The sequence below is a fragment of the Pararhizobium sp. genome (assembly GCF_965279435.1).
Taxonomy (GTDB): domain Bacteria; phylum Pseudomonadota; class Alphaproteobacteria; order Rhizobiales; family Rhizobiaceae; genus Pararhizobium.
In genome coordinates, this window is the sequence record NZ_CBDIHY010000002.1 from 170,478 (window position 1) to 196,398 (window position 25,921).

Annotated in this window: 27 protein-coding genes and 1 pseudogene; 11 read left to right on the plus strand and 17 right to left on the minus strand. The window is 59.9% G+C overall.

Annotated elements, in window-relative coordinates; genetic code table 11:
- From ACQY8Q_RS02335 to ACQY8Q_RS02390, 12 genes are all read right to left on the minus strand, one after another.
- The gene (locus ACQY8Q_RS02335) at positions 1–1,239 is read right to left on the minus strand and encodes an RNA polymerase sigma factor (RefSeq protein WP_428424273.1); all 1,239 of its coding nucleotides are present in this window, start codon (positions 1,237–1,239) and stop codon (positions 1–3) included.
- On the minus strand, positions 1,239–1,592 hold the full coding sequence (locus ACQY8Q_RS02340) for a YciI family protein (protein ID WP_428424275.1): 354 nt from the start codon (positions 1,590–1,592) through the stop codon (positions 1,239–1,241). The genes ACQY8Q_RS02335 and ACQY8Q_RS02340 overlap by 1 nt, the downstream gene beginning before the upstream one ends.
- 37 nt (positions 1,593–1,629) lie before the next feature.
- The gene (locus ACQY8Q_RS02345; protein WP_428424277.1) at positions 1,630–2,022 is read right to left on the minus strand and encodes an MAPEG family protein; all 393 of its coding nucleotides are present in this window, start codon (positions 2,020–2,022) and stop codon (positions 1,630–1,632) included.
- A gap of 123 nt (positions 2,023–2,145) precedes the next feature.
- A complete protein-coding gene (locus ACQY8Q_RS02350; RefSeq protein WP_428425516.1) occupies positions 2,146–2,727 on the minus strand; it encodes an isochorismatase family protein in 582 nt (193 codons plus the stop codon).
- 57 nt (positions 2,728–2,784) lie between these two features.
- Positions 2,785–3,381 (minus strand): class I SAM-dependent methyltransferase, encoded by a 597-nt coding sequence (locus ACQY8Q_RS02355; RefSeq protein WP_428424279.1) that lies wholly within the window; start codon positions 3,379–3,381, stop codon positions 2,785–2,787.
- Between the two features lie 105 nt (positions 3,382–3,486).
- Positions 3,487–4,557, minus strand: a complete 1,071-nt coding sequence (locus ACQY8Q_RS02360; RefSeq protein ID WP_428424281.1) for an ABC transporter ATP-binding protein — start codon at positions 4,555–4,557, stop codon at positions 3,487–3,489.
- A 4-nt stretch (positions 4,558–4,561) separates the two neighbouring features.
- Entirely contained in the window at positions 4,562–5,395 is an 834-nt protein-coding gene (locus ACQY8Q_RS02365; protein ID WP_428425518.1) for a carbohydrate ABC transporter permease, read from the minus strand.
- A gap of 19 nt (positions 5,396–5,414) precedes the next feature.
- Entirely contained in the window at positions 5,415–6,356 is a 942-nt protein-coding gene (locus ACQY8Q_RS02370; RefSeq protein WP_428424283.1) for a carbohydrate ABC transporter permease, read from the minus strand.
- 111 nt (positions 6,357–6,467) lie between these two features.
- Positions 6,468–7,727: an ABC transporter substrate-binding protein gene (locus ACQY8Q_RS02375; protein WP_428424285.1), complete on the minus strand. Its 1,260-nt coding sequence runs from the start codon at positions 7,725–7,727 to the stop codon at positions 6,468–6,470.
- Between the two features lie 44 nt (positions 7,728–7,771).
- A complete protein-coding gene (locus ACQY8Q_RS02380; protein WP_428424287.1) occupies positions 7,772–8,944 on the minus strand; it encodes a PLP-dependent transferase in 1,173 nt (390 codons plus the stop codon).
- Positions 8,941–9,660: a FadR/GntR family transcriptional regulator gene (locus ACQY8Q_RS02385; protein ID WP_428424289.1), complete on the minus strand. Its 720-nt coding sequence runs from the start codon at positions 9,658–9,660 to the stop codon at positions 8,941–8,943. Before ACQY8Q_RS02385 ends, ACQY8Q_RS02380 begins: the two co-directional genes overlap by 4 nt.
- Positions 9,661–9,895: 235 nt before the next feature.
- Positions 9,896–10,894, minus strand: a complete 999-nt coding sequence (locus tag ACQY8Q_RS02390) for a LysR family transcriptional regulator (protein ID WP_428424291.1) — start codon at positions 10,892–10,894, stop codon at positions 9,896–9,898.
- A 41-nt stretch (positions 10,895–10,935) separates the two neighbouring features.
- Between ACQY8Q_RS02390 and ACQY8Q_RS02395 the strand changes: the two genes are divergently transcribed.
- The 5 genes from ACQY8Q_RS02395 to ACQY8Q_RS02415 are packed head-to-tail and all read left to right on the plus strand — an operon-like array spanning position 10,936 to position 16,506.
- A complete protein-coding gene (locus tag ACQY8Q_RS02395) occupies positions 10,936–12,639 on the plus strand; it encodes a N,N-dimethylformamidase beta subunit family domain-containing protein (RefSeq protein ID WP_428425520.1) in 1,704 nt (567 codons plus the stop codon).
- A gap of 21 nt (positions 12,640–12,660) precedes the next feature.
- Complete coding sequence (locus ACQY8Q_RS02400; RefSeq protein WP_428424293.1) at positions 12,661–14,025, plus strand: aspartate aminotransferase family protein; 1,365 nt, start codon at positions 12,661–12,663, stop codon at positions 14,023–14,025.
- A gap of 7 nt (positions 14,026–14,032) precedes the next feature.
- Positions 14,033–14,965 carry a 3-keto-5-aminohexanoate cleavage protein gene (locus tag ACQY8Q_RS02405; RefSeq protein WP_428425522.1) on the plus strand — a complete coding sequence of 311 codons (933 nt, stop codon included), beginning with the start codon at positions 14,033–14,035 and terminating at the stop codon, positions 14,963–14,965.
- Complete coding sequence (locus ACQY8Q_RS02410; RefSeq protein ID WP_428424295.1) at positions 14,965–15,477, plus strand: N-acetyltransferase family protein; 513 nt, start codon at positions 14,965–14,967, stop codon at positions 15,475–15,477. Before ACQY8Q_RS02405 ends, ACQY8Q_RS02410 begins: the two co-directional genes overlap by 1 nt.
- Before the next feature lie 9 nt (positions 15,478–15,486).
- On the plus strand, positions 15,487–16,506 hold the full coding sequence (locus tag ACQY8Q_RS02415; protein WP_428425524.1) for a histone deacetylase family protein: 1,020 nt from the start codon (positions 15,487–15,489) through the stop codon (positions 16,504–16,506).
- 54 nt (positions 16,507–16,560) lie between these two features.
- Here ACQY8Q_RS02415 and ACQY8Q_RS02420 read toward each other — a convergent pair whose 3' ends face one another.
- On the minus strand, positions 16,561–17,055 hold the full coding sequence (locus ACQY8Q_RS02420) for a histidine kinase (protein WP_428424297.1): 495 nt from the start codon (positions 17,053–17,055) through the stop codon (positions 16,561–16,563).
- 283 nt (positions 17,056–17,338) lie between these two features.
- A complete protein-coding gene (locus tag ACQY8Q_RS02425) occupies positions 17,339–18,241 on the minus strand; it encodes a LysR family transcriptional regulator (protein ID WP_428424299.1) in 903 nt (300 codons plus the stop codon).
- 217 nt (positions 18,242–18,458) lie between these two features.
- Between ACQY8Q_RS02425 and ampC the strand changes: the two genes are divergently transcribed.
- Complete coding sequence (gene ampC, locus ACQY8Q_RS02430) at positions 18,459–19,637, plus strand: class C beta-lactamase (protein ID WP_428424301.1); 1,179 nt, start codon at positions 18,459–18,461, stop codon at positions 19,635–19,637.
- A gap of 107 nt (positions 19,638–19,744) precedes the next feature.
- Here the strand turns inward: ampC and ACQY8Q_RS02435 are convergent, their stop codons facing one another.
- Positions 19,745–20,173 (minus strand): Fur family transcriptional regulator, encoded by a 429-nt coding sequence (locus ACQY8Q_RS02435; protein WP_428424303.1) that lies wholly within the window; start codon positions 20,171–20,173, stop codon positions 19,745–19,747.
- A gap of 120 nt (positions 20,174–20,293) precedes the next feature.
- Between ACQY8Q_RS02435 and ACQY8Q_RS02440 the strand changes: the two genes are divergently transcribed.
- From ACQY8Q_RS02440 to ACQY8Q_RS02455, 4 genes are read left to right on the plus strand one after another with little or no spacing between them, the layout of a single operon-like run.
- The gene (locus tag ACQY8Q_RS02440; RefSeq protein WP_428424305.1) at positions 20,294–21,199 is read left to right on the plus strand and encodes a metal ABC transporter substrate-binding protein; all 906 of its coding nucleotides are present in this window, start codon (positions 20,294–20,296) and stop codon (positions 21,197–21,199) included.
- The gene (locus ACQY8Q_RS02445; protein WP_428424307.1) at positions 21,196–22,131 is read left to right on the plus strand and encodes a manganese/iron ABC transporter ATP-binding protein; all 936 of its coding nucleotides are present in this window, start codon (positions 21,196–21,198) and stop codon (positions 22,129–22,131) included. The genes ACQY8Q_RS02440 and ACQY8Q_RS02445 overlap by 4 nt, the downstream gene beginning before the upstream one ends.
- Positions 22,128–22,988 (plus strand): metal ABC transporter permease, encoded by an 861-nt coding sequence (locus ACQY8Q_RS02450; RefSeq protein ID WP_428424309.1) that lies wholly within the window; start codon positions 22,128–22,130, stop codon positions 22,986–22,988. The genes ACQY8Q_RS02445 and ACQY8Q_RS02450 overlap by 4 nt, the downstream gene beginning before the upstream one ends.
- A complete protein-coding gene (locus ACQY8Q_RS02455; protein WP_428424311.1) occupies positions 22,985–23,836 on the plus strand; it encodes a metal ABC transporter permease in 852 nt (283 codons plus the stop codon). The genes ACQY8Q_RS02450 and ACQY8Q_RS02455 overlap by 4 nt, the downstream gene beginning before the upstream one ends.
- Positions 23,837–23,908: 72 nt before the next feature.
- Here the strand turns inward: ACQY8Q_RS02455 and ACQY8Q_RS02460 are convergent.
- A pseudogene (locus ACQY8Q_RS02460) lies at positions 23,909–24,139 on the minus strand (WGR domain-containing protein); the annotation flags it as partial.
- Positions 24,140–24,241: 102 nt separating this feature from the next.
- Between ACQY8Q_RS02460 and ACQY8Q_RS02465 the strand changes: the two are divergent.
- Positions 24,242–24,640: a VOC family protein gene (locus tag ACQY8Q_RS02465; protein WP_428425526.1), complete on the plus strand. Its 399-nt coding sequence runs from the start codon at positions 24,242–24,244 to the stop codon at positions 24,638–24,640.
- 26 nt (positions 24,641–24,666) lie between these two features.
- On the opposite strand, the gene ACQY8Q_RS02470 is transcribed toward ACQY8Q_RS02465, so the two are convergent.
- Positions 24,667–25,743, minus strand: a complete 1,077-nt coding sequence (locus ACQY8Q_RS02470; RefSeq protein ID WP_428424313.1) for a D-TA family PLP-dependent enzyme — start codon at positions 25,741–25,743, stop codon at positions 24,667–24,669.
- Positions 25,744–25,921 lie beyond the last annotated feature (178 nt).

Consider the following 25,921-nt stretch of genomic DNA (forward strand, 5'->3'; position numbering starts at 1 on the left):
TCAACGGTTTTCGGCAGCCTGAGCCCGGCGGTGCCTGAGAAAGACGGCATCTGACGGATTGGAAGCAAGGTCTATGGCGTGATCGTAGGCGGCGAGCGCAGCGTCTGTCCGGCCGCAGCGCGACAAAAGTTCGGCATGGGCGGCATGAAATGGCTGGTAGGCATCCAGCACCGGCGCCAGCATTTCCAGCGCGCGTAGCCCAGCCTCCGGTGCGCCTGCCTCCGCCAGCGCCACGGCGCGGTTCAACTGCACCACCGGCGTCGGCTCCATCCGCAACAGGCTGTCATAAAGCAGGACGATCTGGGGCCAATCCGGCGGTTCGGACTGGACATGCAGGGCGGCAATTGCCGCCTTGATCTGGAATGGCCCGGCAGCGCGGCGTGTCATCGCCCGGTCGAGCAGCGAAAGGCCTTCGGCAATCCGCCCGTCGTTCCAGAGCTTGCGGTCCTGCGAGGCGATGGGAATGCTGGTTCCATCTGCCCCCAGCCGCGCCGCCCGGCGCGCTTCGGTAATCAGCATCAGGGCGAGCAGTCCCTCGATCTCGGCCTCGTCCGAGCGCAGGCTGTTCAGCATGCGGGCGAGATATATCGCCTCCTCGCCGAGTTGCCGAACCCGGTCGCCGCCGGCGCAGGAATAGCCCTGATTGAAGATCAGATAGACGACGGTCAATACGGATTGCAGCCGTTCCGCCCAGGCTTCGGGGCCTGGCACCGCATAGGGAATCCCGGCCGCAAGGATTTTGGCGCGCGCCCTGGACAATCGCTGGCCCATGGTTGTCTCATTGTCGAGGAAGGCACTGGCGACTTCGGGAGTGCTCAAGCCGCCAAGAGTGCGCAGGGTAAGCGCCACCTGGGTCTTGGATTCGAGTGCGGGATGGCAACAGGTGAAGATCAGTCGCAGGCGCTCGTCCGGAATGTCGTCGGTGCTGTCTTCGGCCGCTTCGTCCAGCGACAACCGCGCGATCTCGGCGATCTTGCGGTCTTCGCGGGCGTCCTTGCGCAACAGGTCGATCGCCTTGCGCAGCGCGACCTTCAGCAGCCAGCCCTGCGGTGAGGCGGGAAGCCCGGTCCTGCCCCAGTGCACGACGGCGGAAGCCAGCGCATCCTGCAGCGCGTCTTCGGCCAGCTGGAAATTCTTCAGCCGGGCGATCAGCGCCGATAACAGCCGCCCCCGGTCCGTCCGAGCCAGGGCATCGATGGCCCGGGACACGGCTTGAGGATCGGGGGCGGCTCTGTGCATCAGGAATTATAGTCCATCAATGGCCGCACTTCGACCGTGCCATAGGCGGCCGAGGGGATCATGGCGGCGTAGCGCAAGGCGGCATCCAGATCGGGAACCTCCATGACGAAGAAGCCACCCAGCCGCTCCTTGGTTTCGGCAAAGGGGCCATCCATCGTTTCCACCTTGCCGCCGCGAAGGCGCACGCTTGTGGCCGTATCAATGTCCTGCAGGCCTTCGCCGGAGACATAGGCACCCGCTGCTTTCAAGGTTTCGTTGAAGGCAAAGTACCCCTGCATCATGGTGTCGAATTCGGGTGTGCCATAGGCAGGTTCCAGCGACGGGTCGGAATAGATCAGTGCCATATATTGCATAGTGGTTCTCCTCGGTTGGGAAATTTGGACGTGTTGATCAGCGGTTAAACGCTGCAAGGGCAAGGGCGACAGTGAGGGTCAGGGTTGCGAGAATGCAGGCGGAATTGCCGATGATCCGCAGGGGATGGGTTGGCGCGTTGGCGCGCAGTCCGAACGGATGTGCAATCCGCCCGGCCACGGTCAGACCACCTGCCGCATGCAGCCAGAGCGGGCCTGCACCCTGTGCCTCGGCCAATATCATCAGGATCAGGATCATCGGAACCCACTCGACGAAATTGCCGTGCCGGCGAATGCGTTCGTGCAGATCGACGTTGCCGGCGTCGCCGATGGAAAGGCTGAGCGCCGAACGCGTCTTGCTGACATTGATCCATAGGAGCAGGAAAATGACGGCCAGAACGATCGCGTAAAGCGAGGTAATCGGAAAATTCATTGCTGTTACTCTTTGTGTTTCTGTCTCTACCTCCCAAGAACGTTGCCCGTTTTGGGATTTCGACATGGTGTGAAAATTATTTTGTATTTTTTGATGCAACCGTCGAAACAGCGAAACCGGTCGCTATTTTTCTGTCAGTCTGGAAAAACGAACGTCCACAACCGAAGCGGGGATGGTGATCCCGTCGCCAAGCGACCACTCGGCTGCCCGCGCCGCCATGCTGGCTGGAACCTTTGCCGACCCGCCGGGACCTGGAGGCACGTCATAGGTTGCGTGCCCGTCATGCGGCAGGATCAAATCATAACCCCGTTGCATCGCCGCCCGTGCGGTCGCTGCCACGCACATTTCGGACAACACACCACACAGGGCAACGGTTTGCACGGCCGACGCCACGAGCAGGTCGTTCAAGGATGTGCCGTCGAAGCCGTCATCTGCGGCCTTCCGCACGACGCTTTCGCCGGAAAGCGCTGGAAAGTGAAGTTTCCAGCCCGGCTGATGCGGCTCATCGGCCGCGCCCGGCTCGCCGTCGTTCTGCAGGAAAACAACAGGAACCTTTGCCGCGCGCGCCGAGGTGATGAGAGTTTCGACGGCTTTCAGCAATTTAACATGATCGGGGACAGCCTCGATCCCGATGACGAATGCCACTTGGACATCGACAACGATCAGAGCATCCGCCGTCGCCTCAACGCTCTCTGATTGCTCCACCAAAAAGTACCTCGTTCGCTTTTATCACATCGCAAAGATCGGGAAGTCGTATGGAGATCAGGACCGTTTCGTCGCCAGGACGTGGAGCCATTCGGTCGGCTTATTGTCATAGCCGCTTCCCGACTGGGCTTCGATCGAGATCGCAGACCAGTCCAGTTTGGCATAGATGTCTCTCAACCAGCTTTCGGAGGGATAGTTGTAATACCGGTCGAACTCGTCGCGGCCCTCGGTCTCTCCAGCCTTGAAGCTGGCATAGAAAATTCCGCCTGCCTTCAACGCAGCATGGATGCGGGCGAAGATATCAGGCAGTTCGGCTCTGGGGATGTGCAGAAGGCAGGCATTGGCCCATATACCGTCATAGGCACCTTGCGCGTCGAGATCGCCGAACAGCAATGTGGCGACGGGAATTCCAAGGCGTTTTTCTGCTTCGCTGGCAATTTCCGGGGTGCCGTCCGTCGGGCGTACGTCAAACCCCTTCGCCAGCATGAACTCGCTGTCCTGCCCGCCGCCGCACCCGAGTTCAAGGATGGGCGCGTGCGGCTGCAGCTGCGAAAGAAAGAGCTCGATCCAGGCCCGGCTCGGCTCCACGCCTCTGGATGTGTATTTGGCGGCTTCCATTTCGTAGAAGCGCAGGGTGTTGGGATCGTGAGACATTGCTCTTACAGGATTTTCTCATAAACTATTGTTTATATTGAAAATACTGGAAGTCATCGTCAATGTCAAAACCGGAAGTTGAACCCCTTTACCGCAGCCAGAAAGTCAAACCTTCCGCCCGGCCTCGTTGAAGAAATGCAGATTTTCAACCGGAAGCCGGACGTCGACTTCGCCTTGCATACCGAGGAATCGGCGGTCGAGCGTGAAGGCCTTGAAGGCGACGGGCCCAAGTTTCAGGTGGACGATGATGCCGAAGCCGGTGGGCTCGACCAGATCGACGGTGGCCTTGAGAACGTCCGGGCCTTCGGCGCCAAGCACAACGTGTTCTGGCCGGATACCGAGCGTGGCGCGGCTTCCGTCGGCGAGATTGGCGGTGCCACCGAGCGGCAGAACGATGCCGCCGGTGAGGGCAAAGCTTGCGGTATCGCCGGTTACCATATAGCGGCCTTCGAAGAAGTTCATGCCCGGCGAGCCGATGAACCCGGCAACGAAGAGGTTGGCGGGGTTGTCGTAGAGTTCGAGCGGGCTGCCGACCTGCTGAATGATGCCGCCATGCATGGCAACGATCCGGTCGGCGAGCGTCATGGCTTCGATCTGGTCGTGGGTGACGTAGATCGAGGTGGCGCCGAGATCCTGATGCAGCTTCTTGATTTCGGCCCGCATCTGCTCGCGCAGGCGGGCGTCGAGGTTGGACAGCGGCTCGTCGAACAGGAAGGCTTTCGGCTCGCGCACGATGGCTCGCCCCATGGCGACGCGCTGACGCTGGCCGCCGGACAGCGCTTTCGGGCGTCGCTCCATCAGCGGATCGAGGCCGAGCTTGCTGGCGGCGCCGGCAACCACCGAGGCGATTTTTTCCTTGGCGGTTTTTCGCAAGCGCAAGCTGTAGCTCATGTTCTTCGCCACGCTCATATGTGGATAAAGTGCATAGGACTGGAACACCATGGCGATGTCGCGGTCCTTTGGAGCGAGATCGTTGACGCGCTTGCCGTCGATGCGGATTTCGCCATCGGTGACGGCTTCGAGGCCAGCGATCATCCGCAACAGCGTGGACTTGCCGCAGCCGGACGGACCGACCAGAACGACGAACTCGCCGTCCTTGATCTCCAGATCGATGCCGTGCAGCACCGGATGGATGCCATAGGATTTGTGGATGGCGGCGATATCGATAGATGCCATGGGATCAGCCTTTCACGGCGCCGGCCGTCAGGCCCTGCACGAGGTAACGTTGGATCAACAGGAAGAACAGGCAGGCCGGGATAAGCGCCATGACGCCCGCCGCCATCATCTGTCCGAAGTCGACCGAGAATTTCGATACGAAGGAAAGCAGCCCGACCGGGAAGGTCGCCGAATCGTTTCCGGAAATCAGCATCAGCGAGAACAGCAGTTCGCTCCAGGCGGCCGTGAAGACGAAGCCGAGGGTCGCGGCAATACCCGGCAGCGTCAGCGGCAGGATGATCTGGCGAAACGCGACAAACTGGGTGGCGCCGTCGATCATCGCGGCTTCCTCGAGGTCCTTCGGGATGCCGTCAAAGAACGACTGCATCAGGAAGGTGGCAAAGGGCACGTTGAAGGCGGTGTAGACGATGACGAGGCCGGTGAGGCTGTTGGTCAGGCCGAGCGGCGAGAGGATTTTGAAGATCGGCGCCACCAGCATGACCAGCGGGAACATCTGGGTCAGCAGCATCAGCGTCACGATCCAGTACTTGCCACGGAAATTGAAGCGCGACATGGCGTAACCGGCAAGCGAGGCAAGGACTGTGACGATGACGGCAGTCGAGCCGGAGACGATCAGGCTGTTCTTGAAGAAGGTCGGGAATTCGCTGTGCTTCAAAACAAAGTCGAAATGCTCGAAACTGGTCCGCGACGGCCACATCTTGATGCCCTCGGAGTAGAGCAGCTTGTTGGGCGTGACCGAGACTTTCAACAGCCAGTAGAGCGGGAACAGCGCAAAGACGACATAGGCGATAATGGCCAGGCGATGGGCGAGGACGGAGAGGATGCGCCCCTTTGTCATTGAATGTCCGGTCATGATCTCAATCCTTGCTCAACAGCCACTGACGCAGGATCACGATCAGCATGGAATAGGTGATCAAAAGCGCGAGCAGGACGAGGGCGATGGCCGACGCGTAACCGAAATCCAGCCGTTTGAAGGCCTGGGTGAAGATGTAGCTGGCGACGATCTGGCTGCGGTCGGCCGGTCCGCCGTTGGTCATGACGATGATCAGGTCGGCGAAATTGGAAATCCAGACGGTGCGCAAAAGCACGGTAATGGCAATCGTCGGGGCGAGGAAGGGCAGGGTGATCGAGATGAACCGCTGCACCGGCCCGGCGCCATCGATGCTGGCTGCCTCGTAGAGATCGCGCGGGATCGCCTGAAGAGCGGCCAGAAGCGTGATGGCGAAGAACGGAATGCCCCACCAGACATTGGCGATGATCGGTCCCCACATCGACAGCTGCGGATCCGAGAGGATGTTGTAGGGCTCGTTCATCAGGCCAAGCGCAAACAGCCAATGGGGAATGGGGCCGACGACGGGGTTGAACAGCCAGGCCCAGTTGAGGCCGGCGAGAAAGCTTGGAACCGCCCATGGCAGGAAGACCAGCGCCTGGACGATGGCGCGGCCATAGAATGGCTTGTCGAGCAACAGCGCGAGGATGAGGCCGAAGACGAACTGCAGGAGGACAGACCAGCCGGTCCACCACAGCGTGTTCTTCAAGGCGCGGTAGAAATTCTGGTCCTCAGACAATGTCCTGAAGTGATCGAGCCCGATGAAGCCGCCGGACATCGGATTGAGCAGCTGGATATCGCGGAAGGCGTAGGAAATGCCGAGCACCAGCGGCACCAGCATGACGGTGACGATCAGGATCAGCGCCGGCGCGCTATAGAGATAGGGGGCGGAGGCATCGGCAAGGCGCTTCTTCAGCGGCCGCTGGTCCCTGCGGGCGCCGCCATTGCGGGCTGCTGCATGTGAAGCCATCGTCAAATATTTCCGTTTCGCGGCGCGTTGAGGCGTGCCGGCTTTTCCGTCAGGGGAATGAGCCGCAGGCAGCCGACATCATGTCGCTGCCTGCGGTTAAAGGCTGATGACTTATTTGCTCGCGAGGAACTTCTGTTGAGCCTTGGTCATGTAGTCAGCCCATTGCTTGGCCATTTCTTGCGGCGTGATATCGCCGAGCATGGCTTCCTGGCTGGTCTTGATCGCCATGGAATCCTTGAAGAAGGCGAATTCTTCCAGGTAGGTCGGCATCACGGTCGGAACGGCGTCCTTGTCGGCCAGTTCCTCGAACCAGCCCTTGAACTGATCCGTGGCGAAGAACGGATCCTTCTCGGCGGACTTGAGTGCCGGCAGGGCGCCGATCTTCTTGTTCCACTCGATATTGCCTTCCGGGCCTTCGAGCGTGGCGATCAGCTTCCAGGACAGGTCCTTGTTGGCACTGGCCGACATCATCGACCAGCCGGCAAAGCCGATGGTCGGGAATGTCTTGCCGGATGGACCCTTCGGCATGGTGGTGACGCCGTAATCGGCCGCATCCATGCGTTCGGCGATGGCGATCAGCGCATCCGGATCCTGGTCGAGCATCGCGCAGGTGCCGGTATAGAATCCGGCGACGATCTCGTTGAAGCCCCAGTTGACGCTGTCCTTCGGCGCATAGCCCTTCTTGTAGAGGTCGATCAGCCAGGTGAAGCCCTTGACCCAGCCTTCTTCCGAGAATTTCGACGTGCCGTCGGCGTTGAAATAGGTGTTGTCGCCCGCCATCGTGGCGCCCATCATCATCCAGCCGTTCAGGCCGCCCGGACCGCCGCGCATGCAGTAGGCATACTTGCCCGGCAGCTTCTTGATCTTTTCGGCCGCTGCAACGAAATCGTCCATCGTCTTTGGCGGGCCGTCGACGCCGGCTTCAGCGAAGATCTTCTTGTTGTAGAACATGGCGCGCAGATAGAAGCCGTAAGGCAGCATATAGGCCGTATCCTTGACGTCGCGGCCAAGTTCAAGGGCGCGATCCGTCAGTTCCGGCGTCTGATCCCAGGTCTTGAGGTAAGGCTCGAGGCTTTCAAGCATGCCATTATTGGCATAGAGCGACAGCCAGGTGTCCGGCATTTCCATCACGTCCGGGATTTCGCCGGCAGACACCATGGTGGCAAACTTCTGGAATGCCTCGCCCCAGGGCAGCGAGATGATCTCGACCGTGGTGCCGGGATTGGCGGCTTCGAATTTCGCGACGATCGACTTCAGAGTTTCGGTACGTTCCGGGCTGGTGATGACTTCCACCAGCTTCAGCTTGGTATCGGCAAGGGCAGTGCCTGCCATCAGCGTGGCGACCAAGGTCGCGGCAATCAGTTTCCTCATTTTCGTTTCCCTTTTATTGTTGGTTTAAGTTGTTTGCTGTCGTGTCAGCCTATCGATGCGGCAGTGATTGCCGCTTCGATATCGCTCCAGAGGGCCTCCGTTCCCTCCAGGCCGACATGGAGCCGTACCGACCGCGGACTGATGCCGAAGGCGACCGCGGAATTGGGTTGTGCTTTTTGTGAAAGGACGACTTCGCCCGGCACGATCAGGCTTTCGTGTCCGCCCCAGCTGACACCGAGCTTGAACAGCTCAAGGTGATCCGAGAAGGTGCGGATATTGATGCCGTCCTTGAAGATGAACGAGAACAGGCCGGACGTGCCCTTGAGGCCGGGCGGCAGGTGATTGGCAAGGCCCGGATAGTTGACCGATTCAACCGCATCGTGCGCCTGCAGACGCTTGGCGATCTCGACAGTGGACTGTTCATGCGCCTTCATGCGGATCGGCAGGGTGCGCATGCCGCGGATCAAAAGCCAGGCATCGAACGGCGACAGCTTGCCACCAAGGTAGGGGTAGGCCTCCGAGCGGATCCGTCCTATCAGTTCCTTGGAGCCCGCGACAACGCCGGCAACGACGTCACTATGGCCGCCGAGATATTTCGAGGCCGAATGGATGACCAGATCGACGCCGAGCGAAATCGGCTGCTGGAAAATCGGGCTCGCCCAGCTGTTGTCGATGGCGCTGATGATGCCATGGGTCTTGGCCAGCGCTGCCAGCGCTGCGACATCATGGGTTTGCATCACCCAGCTCGTCGGGCTTTCGAGATAAAGAAACTTTGCACCGGGCAGGGCCCTGGCAACTTCTTCCTCATCGCGGCCGTCGACATAGGTCACCTCGATGCCCATGCGCTTGAAGAACGTGCCGAACAGGCGGTAGGCATCCGGATAGAGATGCTTGACCGCAACGATGCGGTCACCCGGCTGGACCAAGGACAGCACAGTCGAGGAGATCGCCGACATGCCGCTGGCAAAGCCGATGGCATCTTCAGCGCCCTCAAGTTTCGCCAGCATTTCCTCGAATATCCGCACGGTCGGATTGAGGCCGCGCGTATAGATCGGCCGGACCTTTTCGCCACGATAGGAGGCGACCATGTCGTCATAATCGGTGAAGGTGAACAGCGACGTCTGCACAATCGGCGGCACGACGGCGTCATAGGCATTGCTCACATCGTGGGCGACGATGAGGGAGGCTTCCTCGAACGGATCAAACCCGTTGCTCATTTGGACATTTCCTTGATGTCTTCCTCGACGATCGCGAGGATTTTCAGTGTTTCAGCACGCGCGGCTTCAGGGTCCTGGGCAGCGATTGCATTGAAGAGGGTGCGGTGGAACGGAAAGGAGCGGCGGGCAAAATCCAGCCGGTCGAAAGGCCATTCCCAGAAACGCTCGAAAGCGCCGCGCATCTGTTCGAGCAACTGCTTGAACAGCGGATTGTGGGTGGCGTCGTAGATGGCGAGGTGGAAGGCCAGATCTTCCGGGCCGGATGTGCCCTTGGAAAGATGCACCCGCTCCATCTCATTGAGCTTTTCTTCGATCATCCGGAGGTCTTCCGGCGTCCGGACTCGGGCTGCAACCATGCCGGCTTCCGCCTCGATACCCCGGCGCACTTCCAGCGTCATCAACAGCACGTCGCGCAGATGCGTCGTTTCCAACGATAGCGGCATGTGGATGGTGGTGCCGGAAATCGGCTTCAACAGGTAGGTGCCGCTGCCCTTGCGGGCTTCCATCACTCCGAGCGCCTGAAAATGGCGGATGACTTCGCGGATGGTCGAGCGGCCGACGGCAAGCGCACTCATCAGTTCCCGCTCGGCCGGAAGCCGGTCGCCGGGGACAAGGTTGGAGCGCTGGATATAGTCGGCAAGCGCTGCCGTCACCTGCTGCGCCCGGTCGGCCGGGGGCAGGGGGACAAGTGCCGATCTCGCATCCAAATGCTTCATTGCCCGCTTTCCAGCTGAAACCAGAATTGGTCTGACATCTGAGCAATAGTGCAAATCAAAACGCCGCCGTCAAGCGCGTTTATGCGTGAACGCACAAATACGCCGGGGCGGAACGGGACGTGAGGTGGAGACGGAAGGGTGCCGGTATCTGGCAGGCGGAGGACGCTGATCAGGCGGCAAAATTCAGTCACGGGACTCATCTGGATGGCTCATTGTCAGCCGCTTCGACATTCATTCAGGGAATGGGATTGAACGCTTCCGCCGCTGAATCCACCAGCCCGGCGGGATAGGTGCGGCCGCTGAGAGGGACCGCGTCGATCGCTGCAATCAGCCTGTCGACCAACAGATTTTCGGCGCGGCTGCCGCGTGCGAACCGCCGGGTGACCAGGTAGACATCAGCTGCCGGTGGGTTCTCGTACGGCGGCAATTGCCAGAGTTGCCGCGCCTCGATATCGGCGGTGACCACATGGATTGGCAACGGACCGAAACCGAAGCCGACCTTGATCAGCCGCTTGACCTCTTCAAGATTGGTGAAAAGTCCAAGCACCTGACCACTGAAATTTTCCCGCTGCCGAAGGCGCGCGATCGGTGCCAGCGCGCCACCGAGATGGTCGGTCTTGAAGGACACATAGTCGAGCGTGGCGAGATCGGCGGTTTCCGTCCCGCGCTTGCCGAACAGCGGATGGCCGGGTGCACAGAAGAATCCGAAATGCTCGCGGTAAAGCACCGTATAGTCCAGTTCCGGATGCTTCTCGTGGGCAAGACAGATACCCAAGCAGGCTTCGCCGGACAAAACATTGTCGATCACCGTCTGGCTGGCGGAGACCGTAGTAGAGAAACTGACCCGTGGAAAGGTCTTGTGGAAATCGGCAAGGAAGCGGTCGAGAAACGGGCATTCGATATGGCTGGCAAAGGCCATCTCGACATTGCCCGTAACCAGATCCGGATCGTCCTTGACGAGATCGGGCAGGCCGTTGACGATGTTGAACATGGTCTGGCATTCGGCATAAAGCCGCGCCCCGGCCGGTGTCGTACGGAAATGGTTGGACGAACGGTCGATCAGGCGGCAGGCCATGTGCTCTTCGAGGCGGCGCAGTGCGTTGCTGATGGTCGGTTGCTTCAGTGACAGACGGTTGCCGGCTGCCGTCAGGCTCTTTTCCTCGACGATCACCGTGAAGGTGCGCAACAGGTTCCAGTCGATCTCCCAGACGAAGCGGCGTCTTGGGTTGGCCATGGGCCACCTCATTCATTTGGTGAATGCTGATCCTTCACCTAATGTATTTGTCCGGGCGAGTCCATTGTGGTTTGATCATCGTCACCGGAGACCCAGCGAGGCGTGACGTGATCGACAATACCCAAGTTTTCCCCGATTTCGGGTTGAGCCCCGAGGAGCGGCACCAAGCGGTGCGCAGTCATTATTACGAGCATCCGGGCATGGACGGCGCCCGAGGCGAGATCTGGTGCTACACGCGATCCTATGCCTATGCGCGCGGTGCAATGGTGGACCTGCACATCAGTTCGACGGCCTCATCCTGCCAGCTGGAGATTGTTCGTGATGGCGCGGTTGAGACAAGTGTCTATGGCACCGACGATATCGCCACGGATTGGCAGGAAACGCCCGATCAGGTCTCCGTCACTGGTTGCGGCTGGGAGCCGACCTTCACTTTCCAGGTCCACGACAGCTGGCCATCTGGCGCCTACCGTATCACGCTGACGGCTGAGGGGCGCAACGGCAAGCCGATCCAGTGTCACCATATGATCATCGTCCTGCCGAAGGTCGGCCCAAAACCCGGGCGGATCCTGCAGGTTGCCGCCACCGGCACCTGGACCGCCTACAACACCTGGGGCGGATCGAACCATTACCAGGGCATCACCGGCCCCAATCGCGACAAATATGCGACCACCGTCAGCATTGAGCGGCCGCTCTGCCGCGGCTTCGTCGTGCTTCCACCGGATGCGCCGCGTGTGCCGCTGGAGGTAAGCCTGCCGCCGGGCACCATTCCGCGTTATCCCCATATGGAATGGGCCTTTGCCAACGGTTATTCGAAAAAATACACCTCGTCCGGCTGGGCGAGCTATGACAGCCAGTTCTTCCGCTGGGCGGAACGCCACGGCTATGGCGTCGATCTCGCCAGCCAGCACGAGCTGCACAACAATCCCGGTATTCTCAACGATTACGACTGCGTCGTCTTCGTCGGCCATGACGAATACTGGACCTGGGAAATGCGCGATGCCGTCGATGCCTATGTCGATCAGGGCGGACATGTTGCGCGCTTTGCCGGCAATTTCATGTGGCAGACGCGGCTGGAGGACGAGGGGCAGCGGCAGGTCTGCTACAAATATGTCGCCCGCAAGGAAGACCCGATCTACCAAAGCGGCGACGTCACCCGCGCCACCAATTCCTGGGAAGCGCCGGAAATCGGCCGCCCCGGGGCGCTGACCTTCGGGCTCAACGCCACCAATGGCGTCTATTCCGGATGGGGCGGCTGCGCGCCGCGCGGTGTTCGCGGTTTCCCGATCTACCGGCCACGCCATTGGGCCTTTGCCGGAACCGGCCTGTTCTACGGCGACCTGCTGGGCGCTGACAGCCATATCTATGGCTACGAAGTCGATGGCCTCGCCTACGAAATCCGCTACGGCCTGCCGTATCCGACCGCCGACAGCGGCGCTCCGGAGGGACTGGAAATCCTCGCACTTGGCATGGCGAGCCAAGTCGAGGAAAGCGATATCCTGACGCGCGAAGATCTGTTCTTCGGCGACGAGGACGGGCGTTTCATCGCCGAGACGCTGTATGGCGAAGCGAGCGACGAGAATATGGAAAAGGTCCGTTACAGCAACGGCATGATCGTCAATTTCAAGCGCGGCAAGGGCGAGGTTTTCCATGCTGGCACCTGCGAATGGGTGGCGGGGCTTTTGCGCAAGGACGCAATGGTCGAGCGTGTCACCGCCAATGTCCTCAACCGTTATCTCAACCGCTAATTTCACCAAGAGCAGAGCATCATGAACATCCAAGCCAATGAGCGGCCCGCATCGCATCTCTTTTACGTGACACGCCTGCGCCGGCCGCTGGTCGATCGCGCCGAGGGTATCTATTTCTGGACGCAGGACGGCCGCCGCTTCATCGACGGTTCCAGCGGGCCGATGGTCAGCAATATCGGCCATGGCAACCGGCATGTCATCGAGGCCATGAAGCGGCAGATGGAGAAGACCAGTTTCGCCTATCGCCTGCATTTCGAAAATGAACCGGCCGAAGAACTGGCCCGGCAGCTGGCAGGAAAAATGCCCGGTGATCTCGACCGGATCTTCTTCGTCTCCGGCGGTTCGGAAGCGGTGGAATCGGCGATCAAGCTGGCGCGGCAATGGGCCGTGGCAACCAACCAGCCGAAGCGCTGGAAGGTAATCTGCCGGTTTCCGTCCTATCATGGCGGTACGATGGGGGCGCTTGGCGTTACCGGCGACCTGGCACTGACCGAAACCTTTGCGCCGCAGATCCAGCCGATGCCGGCCATTCCGGCGCCAACAGCCTACCGCGACCGCGACAACCTGACGATGGAACAGCGTGGCCTGCGTTATGCCGACATGCTGGAAGAAAAAATTCTCTCCGAAGGGCCGGAAAGCGTCGTCGCGTTTATCATGGAGCCAATCGGCGGCGCGGCAACGGCGGCGCTGGTGGCGCCTGACAGCTATTTCGCCCGTATCCGCGAAATCTGCGACAAATATGGGATCCTGCTGATCCATGACGAGGTGATGAGCGGCGCCGCGCGCACCGGCCGCTATCTCGGCGGCGATCACTGGAACTGCAAGCCGGATATCATCACCCTGTCGAAGGGCATCGGCTCCGGTTATGCGGCGCTCGGCGCCATGGCGGCCTCGGCGAAGCTGGTCAAGCCGGTGCTCGACATGGGCGGCTTTCAGCACGGCTATACCTATGCCGGCAATCCGCTTGCCTGCGCCGCAGGCCTCGCGGTGCTGGAGGAGATGGAACGGCTTGGCGTCGAAGCCAACGCGGCTTCCATGGGTGATCTGCTGAAGTCCGAGCTGGAGGGCTTGTCGAAACGCTTCCCGTTCATCGCCGGGGTGCGCGGCAAGGGCCTGCTGATCGGCGCCGATCTCGTCGCCGATCCCGTGACCTTCAAACCCTTTGCCAAATCGCAGGCGACCAACCAGCGGCTGCTCGATATCGCCTATGAAAAAGGCCTCATCCTCTATTCGCGCCGTATCCGCGGCGATGGCTATGAGGTTGATAACCTGATCCTCGCGCCGCCGCTGATCATCACCGCTGCCGAAATTGGTGAAATGGTCTCGATCCTCGGCGACAGTTTTCAACAGCTGGCACGCGAACTTGATCTGCCGGTTAATGGCTGAGAGCGGTATTATGAAGAACAAAGTCATCATCACCTGCGCCGTCACCGGCTCTGTCCATACGCCGTCGATGAGCCCCTATCTGCCGGTCACGCCGGATCAGATTGCCGAACAGGCAATCGCTGCAGCTGAAGCCGGGGCGTCGATCCTGCATCTGCATGCCCGTGACCCCGCCGATGGACGCCCGACCGCCGATCCTGCGGTGTTCATGCAATTCCTGCCGCGCATCAAGCAGGCGACGGATGCCGTCATCAACATTTCCACCGGCGGCAGTTCGCTGATGACGCTCGACGAGCGGCTGGCCGCTTCGCTGCAGGCACAGCCGGAAATGTGTTCGCTCAATATGGGTTCGATGAATTTCGGCATTTTCCCGCTGGCAAAACCCGGCATGGAATGGCAGCACGAATGGGAGCCGCAGTTGCTGGAGGCGACGCGGGGCACGATCTTCAAGAACACGTTTGCGGATATCGAGGACATCCTGAAGCGCCTGGGCGAGGGGTGTGGCACGCGGTTCGAATTCGAATGCTATGATGTTGGCCATCTCTATTCGCTGAAGCATTTTTACGATCGCGGCCTGGTGAAAGGACCGCTGTTCATCCAGTTCGTGCTGGGCATTCTCGGCGGCATCGGCGCCGATCCGGACAATCTCAGCCACATGAAGCGTATTGCCGACAAGCTGTTCGGCAGCGATTATCGCTTCTCGGTGCTGGCTGCTGGCCGCCAGCAGATGCCATTGATCACCATGGGGGCTACGATGGGCGGCAATGTTCGCGTCGGGCTGGAAGACAGCCTTTATCTCGGGCGAGGAGAACTCGCCACATCCAACGCCGATCAGGTGAGCCGCATCCGGACCATCCTCGAAGCTCTGTCGCTGGAGGTCGCGACGCCCGACGAGGCGCGCACCATGCTGGCGCTCAAGGGCGGCGATCGGGTGGGCTTCTGATGGTTGATATCTTAAACCAGCCTTTGGCAATTCGTGTCGCAACGGCTGAAGATGTGCATCTTATCCATGCTGGCCTCATGATCATCGCCCAGCATCTCGATGCCGAAGGTAAGGTCACAGCAACCCCGGATGATCTTCGCAAACATGGTTTTGGCCCGCAACCCGCGTTTACCGTGTTGCTTGCTGAAATCGGTGGGGAATTTGCCGGCATGTGCCTGTTCTTCCAGAGTTTTTCGACCTGGCGCGGGCAGAAGGGGGCTTACATTCAGGATATTGCCGTCGAGGAGCGCTTTCGCGGTGCCGGCATCGGCGTAGCGCTTCTACGCCACACGGCAGCACATGTCCGCGCCGGGGGAGGTACCTATCTGCGGCTGTCGGTCGATGCGAAGAACGTCTCGGCCCAGCATTTCTATCAGCGGATGGGGCTTGTGTGGTCTGAGGAAGAACGCATTCATGCCGCCTATGGCGAGACGTTCGAGGCGCTTGCCGGACAGCACGAGAGCGGGGTTTGAGGGATGAGCATGAAGACCTTCTATGCGGAAGAGCAGGCGAAACACGATCCGAAAATGTTCCTCTCCAGCGGCGCGCCGCAGCCCAACCCGGAAAAGCCGGAGCGCATCGCGCGATTGCTCGAAGGCGCAAAGGCCGCCGGATCCGAGATCGTCCGGCCGCGTGATCACGGCCTGAAGCCGATCGCTGCCATTCATACGCCGGAATATCTTGAATTCTTGCAAAACATCTTTTTGCGCTGGCAGCGGATCGAGGGCGCCTCGGAGGAGGTGATCCCGAATATCCACCCGCTGGCGCGGAACGGCCGTTATCCGGCCTCCGCCGTCGGTCAGGCCGGTTATCACATGGCCGACACGGCCTGCCCGATATCCGCCGATACCTGGGGCAGTGCCTGCTGGAGTGCCTGGAGCGCCGTCGAGGCCGCGGAAGCGGTTCTGGCCGGTGCCCGTCACACCTATGCGCTCTGCCGTCCGCCGGGCCACCATGCCTTTGCCGATGTCGCCGGCGGGTTCTGTTTCCTCAACAATTCGGCTATTGCCGCGCAGCATCTGCTGGCCTCGTCGAAACGTGTCGCCATCCTCGATGTCGACCTGCATCACGGCAATGGCACGCAAGGTATCTTCTACGGTCGCAGCGATGTTCTGACGGTCTCGCTGCATGCCGATCCGGTGCGTTTCTATCCGTTCTTCTGGGGCAATGCCGATGAACGCGGCGAAGGCCTCGGTCTCGGCTACAACTACAATCTGCCGCTGCCGCGCAAGACGGCCGACGCCGGATTTCTTGGGGCACTGGAGGCAGCCAACCGCCGTATCGAGGCCTACGCGCCGGATGCGCTGGTCGTCGCTCTCGGCCTCGACGCCTTCGAAGGCGATCCGTTCGGTGGACTATCCGTCTCGACGCCGGGCTTCGCACGCATTGCCGAAGCGATCAGCAGCCTCGGCCTGCCGACCGTCATCGTCCAGGAAGGTGGCTATCTCTGCGACCAACTTGGTGACAATCTAACATCGTTTCTGACCGGGTTTGGAAACTGAGACATGGCATGTAAGCTCTCATCAAGCTTACATGCCATGCCGTTGTTAAAGCGTCTAATTTGACGGCTTGAGCGACTTCAAAATTTCCCCGAGATCAGCGCTATGTGCGTCCTGGGTTGCTTTGGTGCCCCAATACGTAACCACAAGCATCTTGCCTTCAGTAGGCGATGCGAAACCGAGGGAAACCTCCACAGGACCGTCGGCATCTGTTCCGTCGAACTCGATGCTACCGAAGTTCATGCCGTTGATCTCGACGTCGCCAGAGTCTTTTTGCGTTGCGGCGTCAATGGTGACGCCGTTATCGGTCAAAAACTTGACGGCTTCGTCAATGACCTTGTCCATATCCTTATCTGTAGCAACATCGATCGAGAAGTAGATCGCCGAATCTGGCGACTTGGCTTCGATGCCGGAAATAGTTTCTTTAGGACCCCAGGCATCCGGAATGGTCACCGACGCAATCGGCGCATCGCTCGGAAAAACAAGCGTTTCGGCATGGGCAAGAAACGGCATCATGGCAAATGCGGCGGCTATCATGAATGTCTTTTTCAAAGGAAGTCCTCTATTGGAAATACGCTGTTTTCACGAGCAAAGGTGTCGATCCTGCTGCTGGACGCAATTAGACCGGAAACGGTCCGAAGATCAATTTAAGTTGCTCTGAAATGTAACGCCTTTTTATCAGTGGTGTCGGGGATAATCTGAATGCCGATTAACGTGAGCCTAAGAAGTATTATTAAGTTCCATAATACATATTATCTATCTGTCGTGTGTAGCCGGGTGGGTTCAAGGATGAAATGCGACTTGCAATAGATAACAATGAACCTCTAGGGCTTGGTCACTTCGTCTGAACGACTGCCAACTCTGTCTCCCATACCTTGGAAGTAATCCATTCGGAAAAGGCGAGCATTGCTGGCGTCGGCGACCGGGACTGGAGTCGCGTCAGCCAGTAGCTTCCCAGGGATATGGTGATCGGGAATGGTTGCTCGATGGCGCCAGACGAAAGGTGCCGGGGAAACATCGACGGCGGAGCCACGGCGACGCCGACGCCCTGGAGGGCGGCTTCCATCATGGCCAGCGATGAGTCAAAGACGATGCCCTTGCTTGACTGCGGTGACGATGCAACACCCGCTGCGGCAAACCAGCTGCTCCACTCGTCTTTGCGATAACTTCTGAGAAGCGGTTGATGGACGAGATCAGCAGGCTCTCGCAACAGGCCTGCCAGTTCGGGGATGCAGAGAGGCGAAAGAGGAGCCTCGAACAGCTCGATCGCCTCCGTGCCGTGCCAAGAGCCGTTCCCGAAGCGAACGGCGAAGTCGAGCCCCTCCGCTGCCATGTCCACGCGATTGTTGTTTGTCGACAGGCGGAGATCGACGAAGGGGAATTGCCGCTGGAAATCCGGCAATCGTGGAAGAAGCCATCCGACGGCAAAGGTTCCGACGGCGCCTAAAAACAGCAGTTCGCGAACGTGGCCACCCTCGATCCGTTCCAACGTATCCGCCAACTGATCGAAGGAGCCGGTCACGACGGGTAGCAGCGCCTCGCCTTCAGCGGTTATTTGCAGGCCTCTCGGGAGGCGTTGGAAAAGCTGGACGCCCAGTCGCGTTTCGAGACTCTTGACCTGTTGGCTTACCGCAGCCTGCGTCACACACAGCTCGATGGCTGCGCGGGTGAAACTCAGATGCCTTGCGGACGCTTCGAAGGCTCTCAAGCCATTCAGAGGAAGGAATGGTCGAACCATGGGTTGCCTTAGTTTTTCTTATGTCTCCTCCCAGATATCATCGTTTGTCAAGGGATCACAGGGCCACTAGACACCACGAAGCCAACTTCGCCGGGGACAGAAGAAGGCAGATCATGCCCCACCAGGCTGCTGCCTCGGAAGCAGCATCCGTCGCCCCGGCAATCGAGAAGCTGACAAAAAGCGCCGAACCGTCGTTTGAGATAAAGGAAATCCTTATATGAAAACCACAAAGACAGCAGCCTCGATGGCAACGCTTGTTGCCCTGTTTGCCTCTACGGCCGTTCTCCATGCCGCTGACGACGAGGCCAAGGTCAAGGCTGCCGTGGATGTGGTGATCCGGCCGATCATGGAAAAGCACAACATTCCCGGCATGGCGATCGGCATCACCGTCGGCGGAAAACCTTACTTATTCGACTATGGTGTCGCCTCGAAGGAAACCCGGCAACCTGTGTCGGTCTCCACCATCTTCGAAGTCGGATCGATCAGCAAGACGTTCACGGCGACGCTGGCATCCTATGCTGAAATGACTGGCCAGCTCTCGCTGTCGGACAAGACCAGCACATATCTGCCTTCCCTGCAGGGTACCGCGTTCGGCGATGTGAGCCTGTTCCATCTCGGCACGCATACGCCCGGCGGATTTCCGTTGCAGCTACCCGACGATATCAAGACCAACGACCAGCTGATGCGCTACTTCGCGGCGTGGAAACCGACCTACAAGGCCGGCACCTACCGGACTTACGCTAATCCGAGCATCGGAATGCTTGGGGTCATCACGGCGAAAAGCATGAACGGTGACTATGCCGCCTTGATGGAAGGCCAGCTGTTTCAGGCGCTCGGGCTCACCAGCTCCTATATCAATGTGCCGAAGACCAAAATGCAAGACTATGCTCAGGGCTATACGAGGAAGGACGCTCCCGCCCGGGTGACGGCGGCCGTCCTTTCTTCGGAAGCCTACGGCGTGAGGACCACGGCCAGCGATCTGCTCCGTTTCGTGCAGGCGAATATGAAAATGATCCCGCTGGACGAAAAGCTGCAGCGGGCGATCACGGCGACCCACAAAGGCTACTTCATTGCCGGCAAGATGACTCAAGATTTGATCTGGGAACAGTATGCCTATCCGGTCGATCTGAACACGCTGCTGCAAGGCAACTCGAACGAGGTCATCTACAAGCCGACGCCCGTGACGCAGCTCACCCCGCCGCAAGAGCCGCGTGAGGATGTTTTGATCAACAAGACCGGCTCGACAAACGGATTCGGGGCCTACGTCGCGTTCGTTCCGGAGAAACAACTGGGCATCGTCATCCTGGCAAACAAGAACTACCCCAACGAAGACCGCATCACTGCAGCGCATCAGATACTGACGCAGCTTGGTGTAAAGAACACTTCAGAAGACTGACTGGAGGTGCAGCGAGCGGCCCGCACCTCACATCTTCGTGGGGGGGCGCCTGGCGCGCATCAACGCTCGGCGACCAATCTAAAGCAGTGCGCGTCAGCCCCTGCCCGTCATGGCTTGCGTTTGCGGCAGTAGAGTTCCAACCGGTGGCGGACGAGGTCGTAGCCGAGTTCTGCGGCGATCTCGGCTTGTAACTGCTCGATCTTGTCGGAGCGGAACTCGATGACCGCTCCGGTGTCGATGTCGATCAGATGATCGTGGTGCGGGGCATCTGCGGTTTCAAACCGGGCCGTGGCGCTTTCAAAGGCATGGCGATGCACGACGCCCTGTTGCTCCAGCGCCGAGAGCGTTCTGTAGACAGTCGAAAGTGAGACTGTAGCGTCGATTTCCTTTGCCCGGCGGTGCAATTCGCTGGCATCCGGATGGTCTTCGGCAATGGCGAGTATCTTCAGGATCGCCGCACGCTGACGCGTCACGCGTACACCGCCGTCCCTCAGGACGCCCTCCAATTCCGCAACGCGATTCTTGTTCTGTTTCATGGCTGCACATTAGCCAAGCGCGATAACTTTGAAAATAGCCAGTTGCAAATGCTTCTCATTTGCATTGACTTGTGCAGATCATTCACCTAGTCCTGTCGGCGACAATCAAGGGAGTATGGAATGATCGATCGGACGAGACGCAGGATCCTGGCGGCAGCAACGGTACTGGCAGCCTTTGCGCTCGCTGCGGGAGCCGCATCGGCGCAGGAGAAATTCAAGGCTGTTACCACTTTCACTGTAATCGCCGACATGGCCAGGAATGTTGCCGGTGATGCCGCAACCGTCGAATCGATCACCAAGCCCGGCGCCGAGATCCATAACTACCAGCCGACCCCGCGTGACATCCTGAAGGCGCATGACGCCAACCTGATCCTGTGGAACGGCCTCAATCTCGAACTCTGGTTTGAAAAATTCTTCCAGAATTTCGACGATGTCCCGGGGGTCGTCGTCTCCGAGGGCGTGGAGCCCATGGGCATTGCCGAAGGCCCCTATAGCGGCAAGCCCAACCCGCATGCCTGGATGTCGCCTTCGTCGGCGCTGATCTATGTCGATAATATCCGCGATGCCTTCGTCAAATATGACCCCGCCAATGCCGAGACCTACAAGGCCAATGCCGAAGCCTACAAACAGAAGATCGAGGCGGCGATCGCTCCCATCCGCGCCGAGATAGTCAAGATTCCTGAAGACAAGCGCTGGCTGGTTTCGAGCGAAGGCGCCTTCAGCTACCTCACCCGTGACTTCGGCCTGAAGGAACTCTATCTCTGGCCGATCAACGCCGACCAGCAGGGCACACCGCAGCAGGTCCGCAAGGTGATTGACGCCGTTCGCGCCAACAACATCCCTGTCATCTTCTCCGAAAGCACGATTTCTCCCGACCCGGCACAGCAGGTGGCGCGCGAGACGGACGCAAAATACGGCGGTGTGCTCTATGTTGATTCCTTGAGCGAGGCGGACGGTCCGGTTCCGACCTATATCGACCTTCTGCGCGTCACGTCAGAAACCGTCGCCAAAGGCCTTTCGCAATGAACCTTCAGGTTAAAGCCCGGCCCGGCCAGGGACCGGCAGCCGGGCAGCCGGGCAGCGGCATCCGCGTCTCCGGCGCGACAGTGACCTACCGCAACGGCCATCGCGCCTTGCTCGATGCTTCCTTCGAAATCCCGACCGGCACCATCACCGCGCTGGTCGGCGTCAACGGTAGCGGCAAGTCGACCGTGTTCAAGGCGATCATGGGCTTTGCCCGGTTGGCCCGCGGTGAAATTTCGGTGCTTGGGCTTTCGGTGCCTGAAGCGCTGAAGAAGAACCTCGTCGCCTATGTGCCGCAGGCGGAGGAAGTCGACTGGAATTTCCCGGTCCTCGTCGAAGACGTTGTGATGATGGGCCGCTACGGCCACATGAACATGCTGCGCATCGCCAAGAAGGCCGATCACGATGCTGTCGAAGCCGCCCTTGCCCGCGTTGGCATGAGTGATTTCCGCAAACGCCAGATCGGCGAGCTTTCCGGCGGGCAGAAGAAACGGGTCTTTCTGGCACGCGCACTGGCGCAGGACGGGCGGGTCATCCTGCTCGACGAACCCTTCACCGGTGTTGACGTCAAGACCGAAGACGCGATCATCCGCCTGCTGATGGGTTTGCGCGACGAAGGCCGGGTGATGCTGGTCTCCACCCACAATCTTGGCAGCGTTCCGGAATTCTGCGATCGCACGGTTCTTCTCAAGAACACCGTGCTTGCCTATGGCCCGACCGAAACCACCTTTACCCGGGAAAATCTCGAACTCGCCTTCGGCGGCGTGTTGCGTCATTTCGTGCTCGGAGGCGACAGCCTGCATGACGATGCCGATCCGCGGCAGGTGTCTGTTATCACCGATGATGAGCGGCCGCTGGTCATGTACGGCGCCAAGGGCCAGATGGTATCGCAGCCGGCCAAGCCAGAGACCGATCCGGAGGCGGACGGGAAATGATCACAACGCTGCTGGAGCCGTTCACTTATAACTATATGTTGAACGCCATGTGGGTGAGCGCGCTGGTCGGCGCCGTTTGCGCCTTCCTGTCATCCTATCTGATGCTGAAGGGCTGGTCGCTGATCGGTGATGCACTCTCGCACGCGATCGTCCCCGGCGTGGCCGGCGCCTATATGCTCGGTCTGCCCTTCTCGCTCGGCGCTTTTTTCTCGGGCGGGCTTGCGGCCGGGGCGATGCTGTTCCTCAACCAGCGCACCCGGCTGAAGGAAGACACCATCATCGGACTGATTTTTACCTCCTTCTTCGGTCTCGGCCTGTTCATGGTGTCGCTGTCGCCGACCTCGGTGAACATCCAGACGATCGTGCTCGGCAACATTCTCGCCATCACCCCGGCCGACACCCTGCAGCTTGCCCTCATCGGCATAATCTCACTGATCATCCTGACAGCCAAATGGAAGGACCTAATGGTGACCTTCTTTGACGAGAGCCACGCGCGTTCGATCGGTATCCGCACGACCTTTCTTAAGGTGCTGTTCTTCACCCTGTTGTCCGCCTGCACGGTCGCGGCACTGCAGACGGTTGGCGCCTTCCTCGTCATTGCCATGGTTGTGACGCCCGGCGCGACTGCCTATCTGCTCACCGATCGCTTTCCCCGGCTGATCCTGATCAGCGTGGCGATCGGTTCGCTGACGAGCTTCTTTGGCGCTTATTTCAGCTATTTCCTCGACGGTGCCACCGGCGGCATCATCATCATGCTGCAGACGCTGATCTTTCTCATGGCCTTCGTCTTCGCCCCAAAACACGGACTGCTTGCCGCCCGCAGGCGCACGGCACAAGCGCTGGAGGTGGCCCGATGATGTCGCTCGACATGCTCACGGCCGTCTTCGAATTCGCGTTCATGCGCAACGCGCTGCTGATCTCGGTGCTGGTGGCCATCCCGACCGCAATGCTCTCGTGCTTTCTCGTGCTGAAAGGCTGGTCGTTGATGGGCGACGCCATCTCGCACGCTGTCTTTCCGGGCGTCGTGATTTCCTACATTGTCGGCCTGCCCTTTGCCGTCGGCGCCTTTACTGCGGGCATGTCCTGCGCGCTTCTGACGGGTTATCTCAAGGAAAACAGCCGCATCAAGCAGGACACTGTGATGGGGGTGGTTTTTTCCGGCATGTTCGGTTTTGGCCTAGTGCTCTACGTCAAGATCCAGAGCGACGTGCATCTCGACCACATCCTCTTTGGCGACATGCTCGGCATCGGCTGGCCCGATATCCTCCAAACCGGCCTGATTGCGCTGGTGACGACGGGTATCCTTGCGGTCAAGTGGCGGGACTTCCTGCTGCACGCCTTCGACCCGGCGCAGGCAAAGGCCGTTGGTCTGCGCGTCAACTGGCTGCACTATGGGCTGCTCGCGCTTCTGTCGCTGACGATTGTCGGTGCCTTGAAGGCCGTCGGGCTGATCCTCGCCATCGCCATGCTGATCGCCCCCGGCGCCATTGCCTTCCTGATCACCCGGACTATGGGAATGATGCTCATTGTCGCCGTACTGGTCGCGACTGTGGCATCCTTCTTCGGCGTCTACCTGTCGTTCTTCATCGACAGCGCGCCGGCGCCGACCATCGTTCTGCTGATGACCGTGATTTTCATTGTTGCCTTTGTTTGGTCATCATGGAGAACCGCCCGCATCGAGGCGCAGCGGACGATCATCGAGTGATGTGGATGGCGAAGGCTGCATGGAGCGGCCTTCCCACCACGGCGTTTGCGCGTGCCGGCGTCTCACGAGCGTGTAGCCCTTTCGCCGCTTCTGCCGCAGGAGAGTGAGAAAGAGATCGACGGCCTGCGCTTCATGCGCGAACAGATCGACCCGCCATTGTCCATACGTGCCGATGCGGCCCCAGTTGCGGACAAGGGACGTGTCGCCGAACAGGGTTGGTTCGATCGACATGACATAGAAGCGCGCCATGTTTTTTGCAGGATCGATCCGTTGAACGCGGAGGTGATAGGGTTGCTTGCTCATGACGCAAGAATCGCCTGAACGGCGTTATGCGTCCAATGAGAGTTTTGAATCGGTCACGCGTGTTCGATTCATGTTGCTGATGGATTGGGATCGCCAATGAACATGCTTCACCACATTTCGTTTGGTGTGTCGAACATCGAGCGCTCGGCGCTGTTCTACGATGCTGTTCTTGCGCCGTTGGGCTACGTTCGCGTCTGGGAAGACATGAGCTCCGGTGCTGACGACCAGGCCGTCGGCTACGGTATTCCCGGCGGCGGTGACAAATTCGCCATCAAACTTCGCCCGGAAGGACAGCCGCCGCCCGGGTCCGGTTTTCACCTCGCCTTTGCGGCCCCAAACCGGCGGGCCGTCGCAGATTTTCACAAGGCGGCGCTCGAAAAGTGCGGCCGCGACAATGGCGGCCCCGGACTACGCGCGGCCTATGGCCCAAACTATTACGCAGCCTTCGTTATCGATCCGGATGGGCACGCGATCGAGGCTGTTTTCAATTTATCCGGCTAGCGCTGTTCGGGAAATTGAGAAGGATTTCAGACAATCCGCCCGCGCGCGACGACCGGCCAGAGAGCTGAAATCTCGCCCTGCTCGATGATGTTCACCGCATCGACCAGGTTGGTGACGACGCAGGCGTGATTGGGCACGATGCGCAGCCGGTCGCCAACCTTCACGTTGATCGGCCCTTCGCTGACCAAGCGGCCATGCTCTTCCGAAAGCTGGTCGATGGTGATGTCGTTACGCCCGAGCACATGGCCGTAGCCGGACAGGCCGAGCAGGTCGGAGGTCAGCGCCTTGGAGCCGGCATCGATGATGGCGCGATTGGCAGCGGGGACTGAAACGACGGTGGCGAGCACGGTGAGCGCGCAGTCGCCCCAGGTGCAGACGCCGCGCGTAACCAGCGAGCGGTCGTTATAGACATAGGTTCCGGGCCGGTATTCGGTTGTTACGGGTGCCTTGGCGGCTTCCATCATCGACGGGGTGCCGCCGGAGGTGATCACCGGAACCTTGATGCCGGCGGCTTCGATGAAGGCCTTAGCGCGGTTCATGAAGGATTCGACAGCGGCGGCGTCGTTTGCCGGCGGATAGGTCATCAGGCCGCCGAACACGAGACCGGGCGCCTTGGCGATCCGTTGCGCAAGGGCTGCTGCTGCTTCCGGCGTCGGCACGCCGCAGCGGTCGGCGCCGGTGTTGCATTCCACCAGCACCCGCAGCGGCGCAGGCTCTGAGGCGAAAGCGTTAGAGAGGCCGTCGATGACCGTCTCGTTATCGGCAACCACGCTCAGCGTCACCTTTTGGGCGAGAGCGGTGAGATGGCTCAGTTTTTCAGCGCCGAGGATATTGTAGGTGATCAGAACGTCCCTGATCTCCGGGCTGGCGGCAATCATCGCTTCGGCTTCCGACACCTTTTGGCAAGTGACGCCGATGGCCCCTGCCCGCAACTGCATCTCGGCCACTGCCGGCAGCTTATGCGTCTTGATATGCGGGCGAACCTTCAATCCATGCGCGTCGGCATAGGCCTGGAAACGATCGATATTGCGCCGGGCGATGTCGAGATCGACCAGGACGGCCGGAGTGCTCACGGTCTGAAGCGTCGATGGGGCCTTGCTCATGGTGTCTCCGAAAGTCTGCTGCAATTTGAAATGGAAGGTGGTGCGTCCGTCGCCCAAAGTCCTATCCGGCAAACTCCCGGCAGTCCATGCACTCTACGTTTATTACCCCAGTCTGCTATGCTGGCCGTTGCGGCAGATAGTGACCGGCGGTTCATCCAGCTGCCGCAAATGCCTTGAA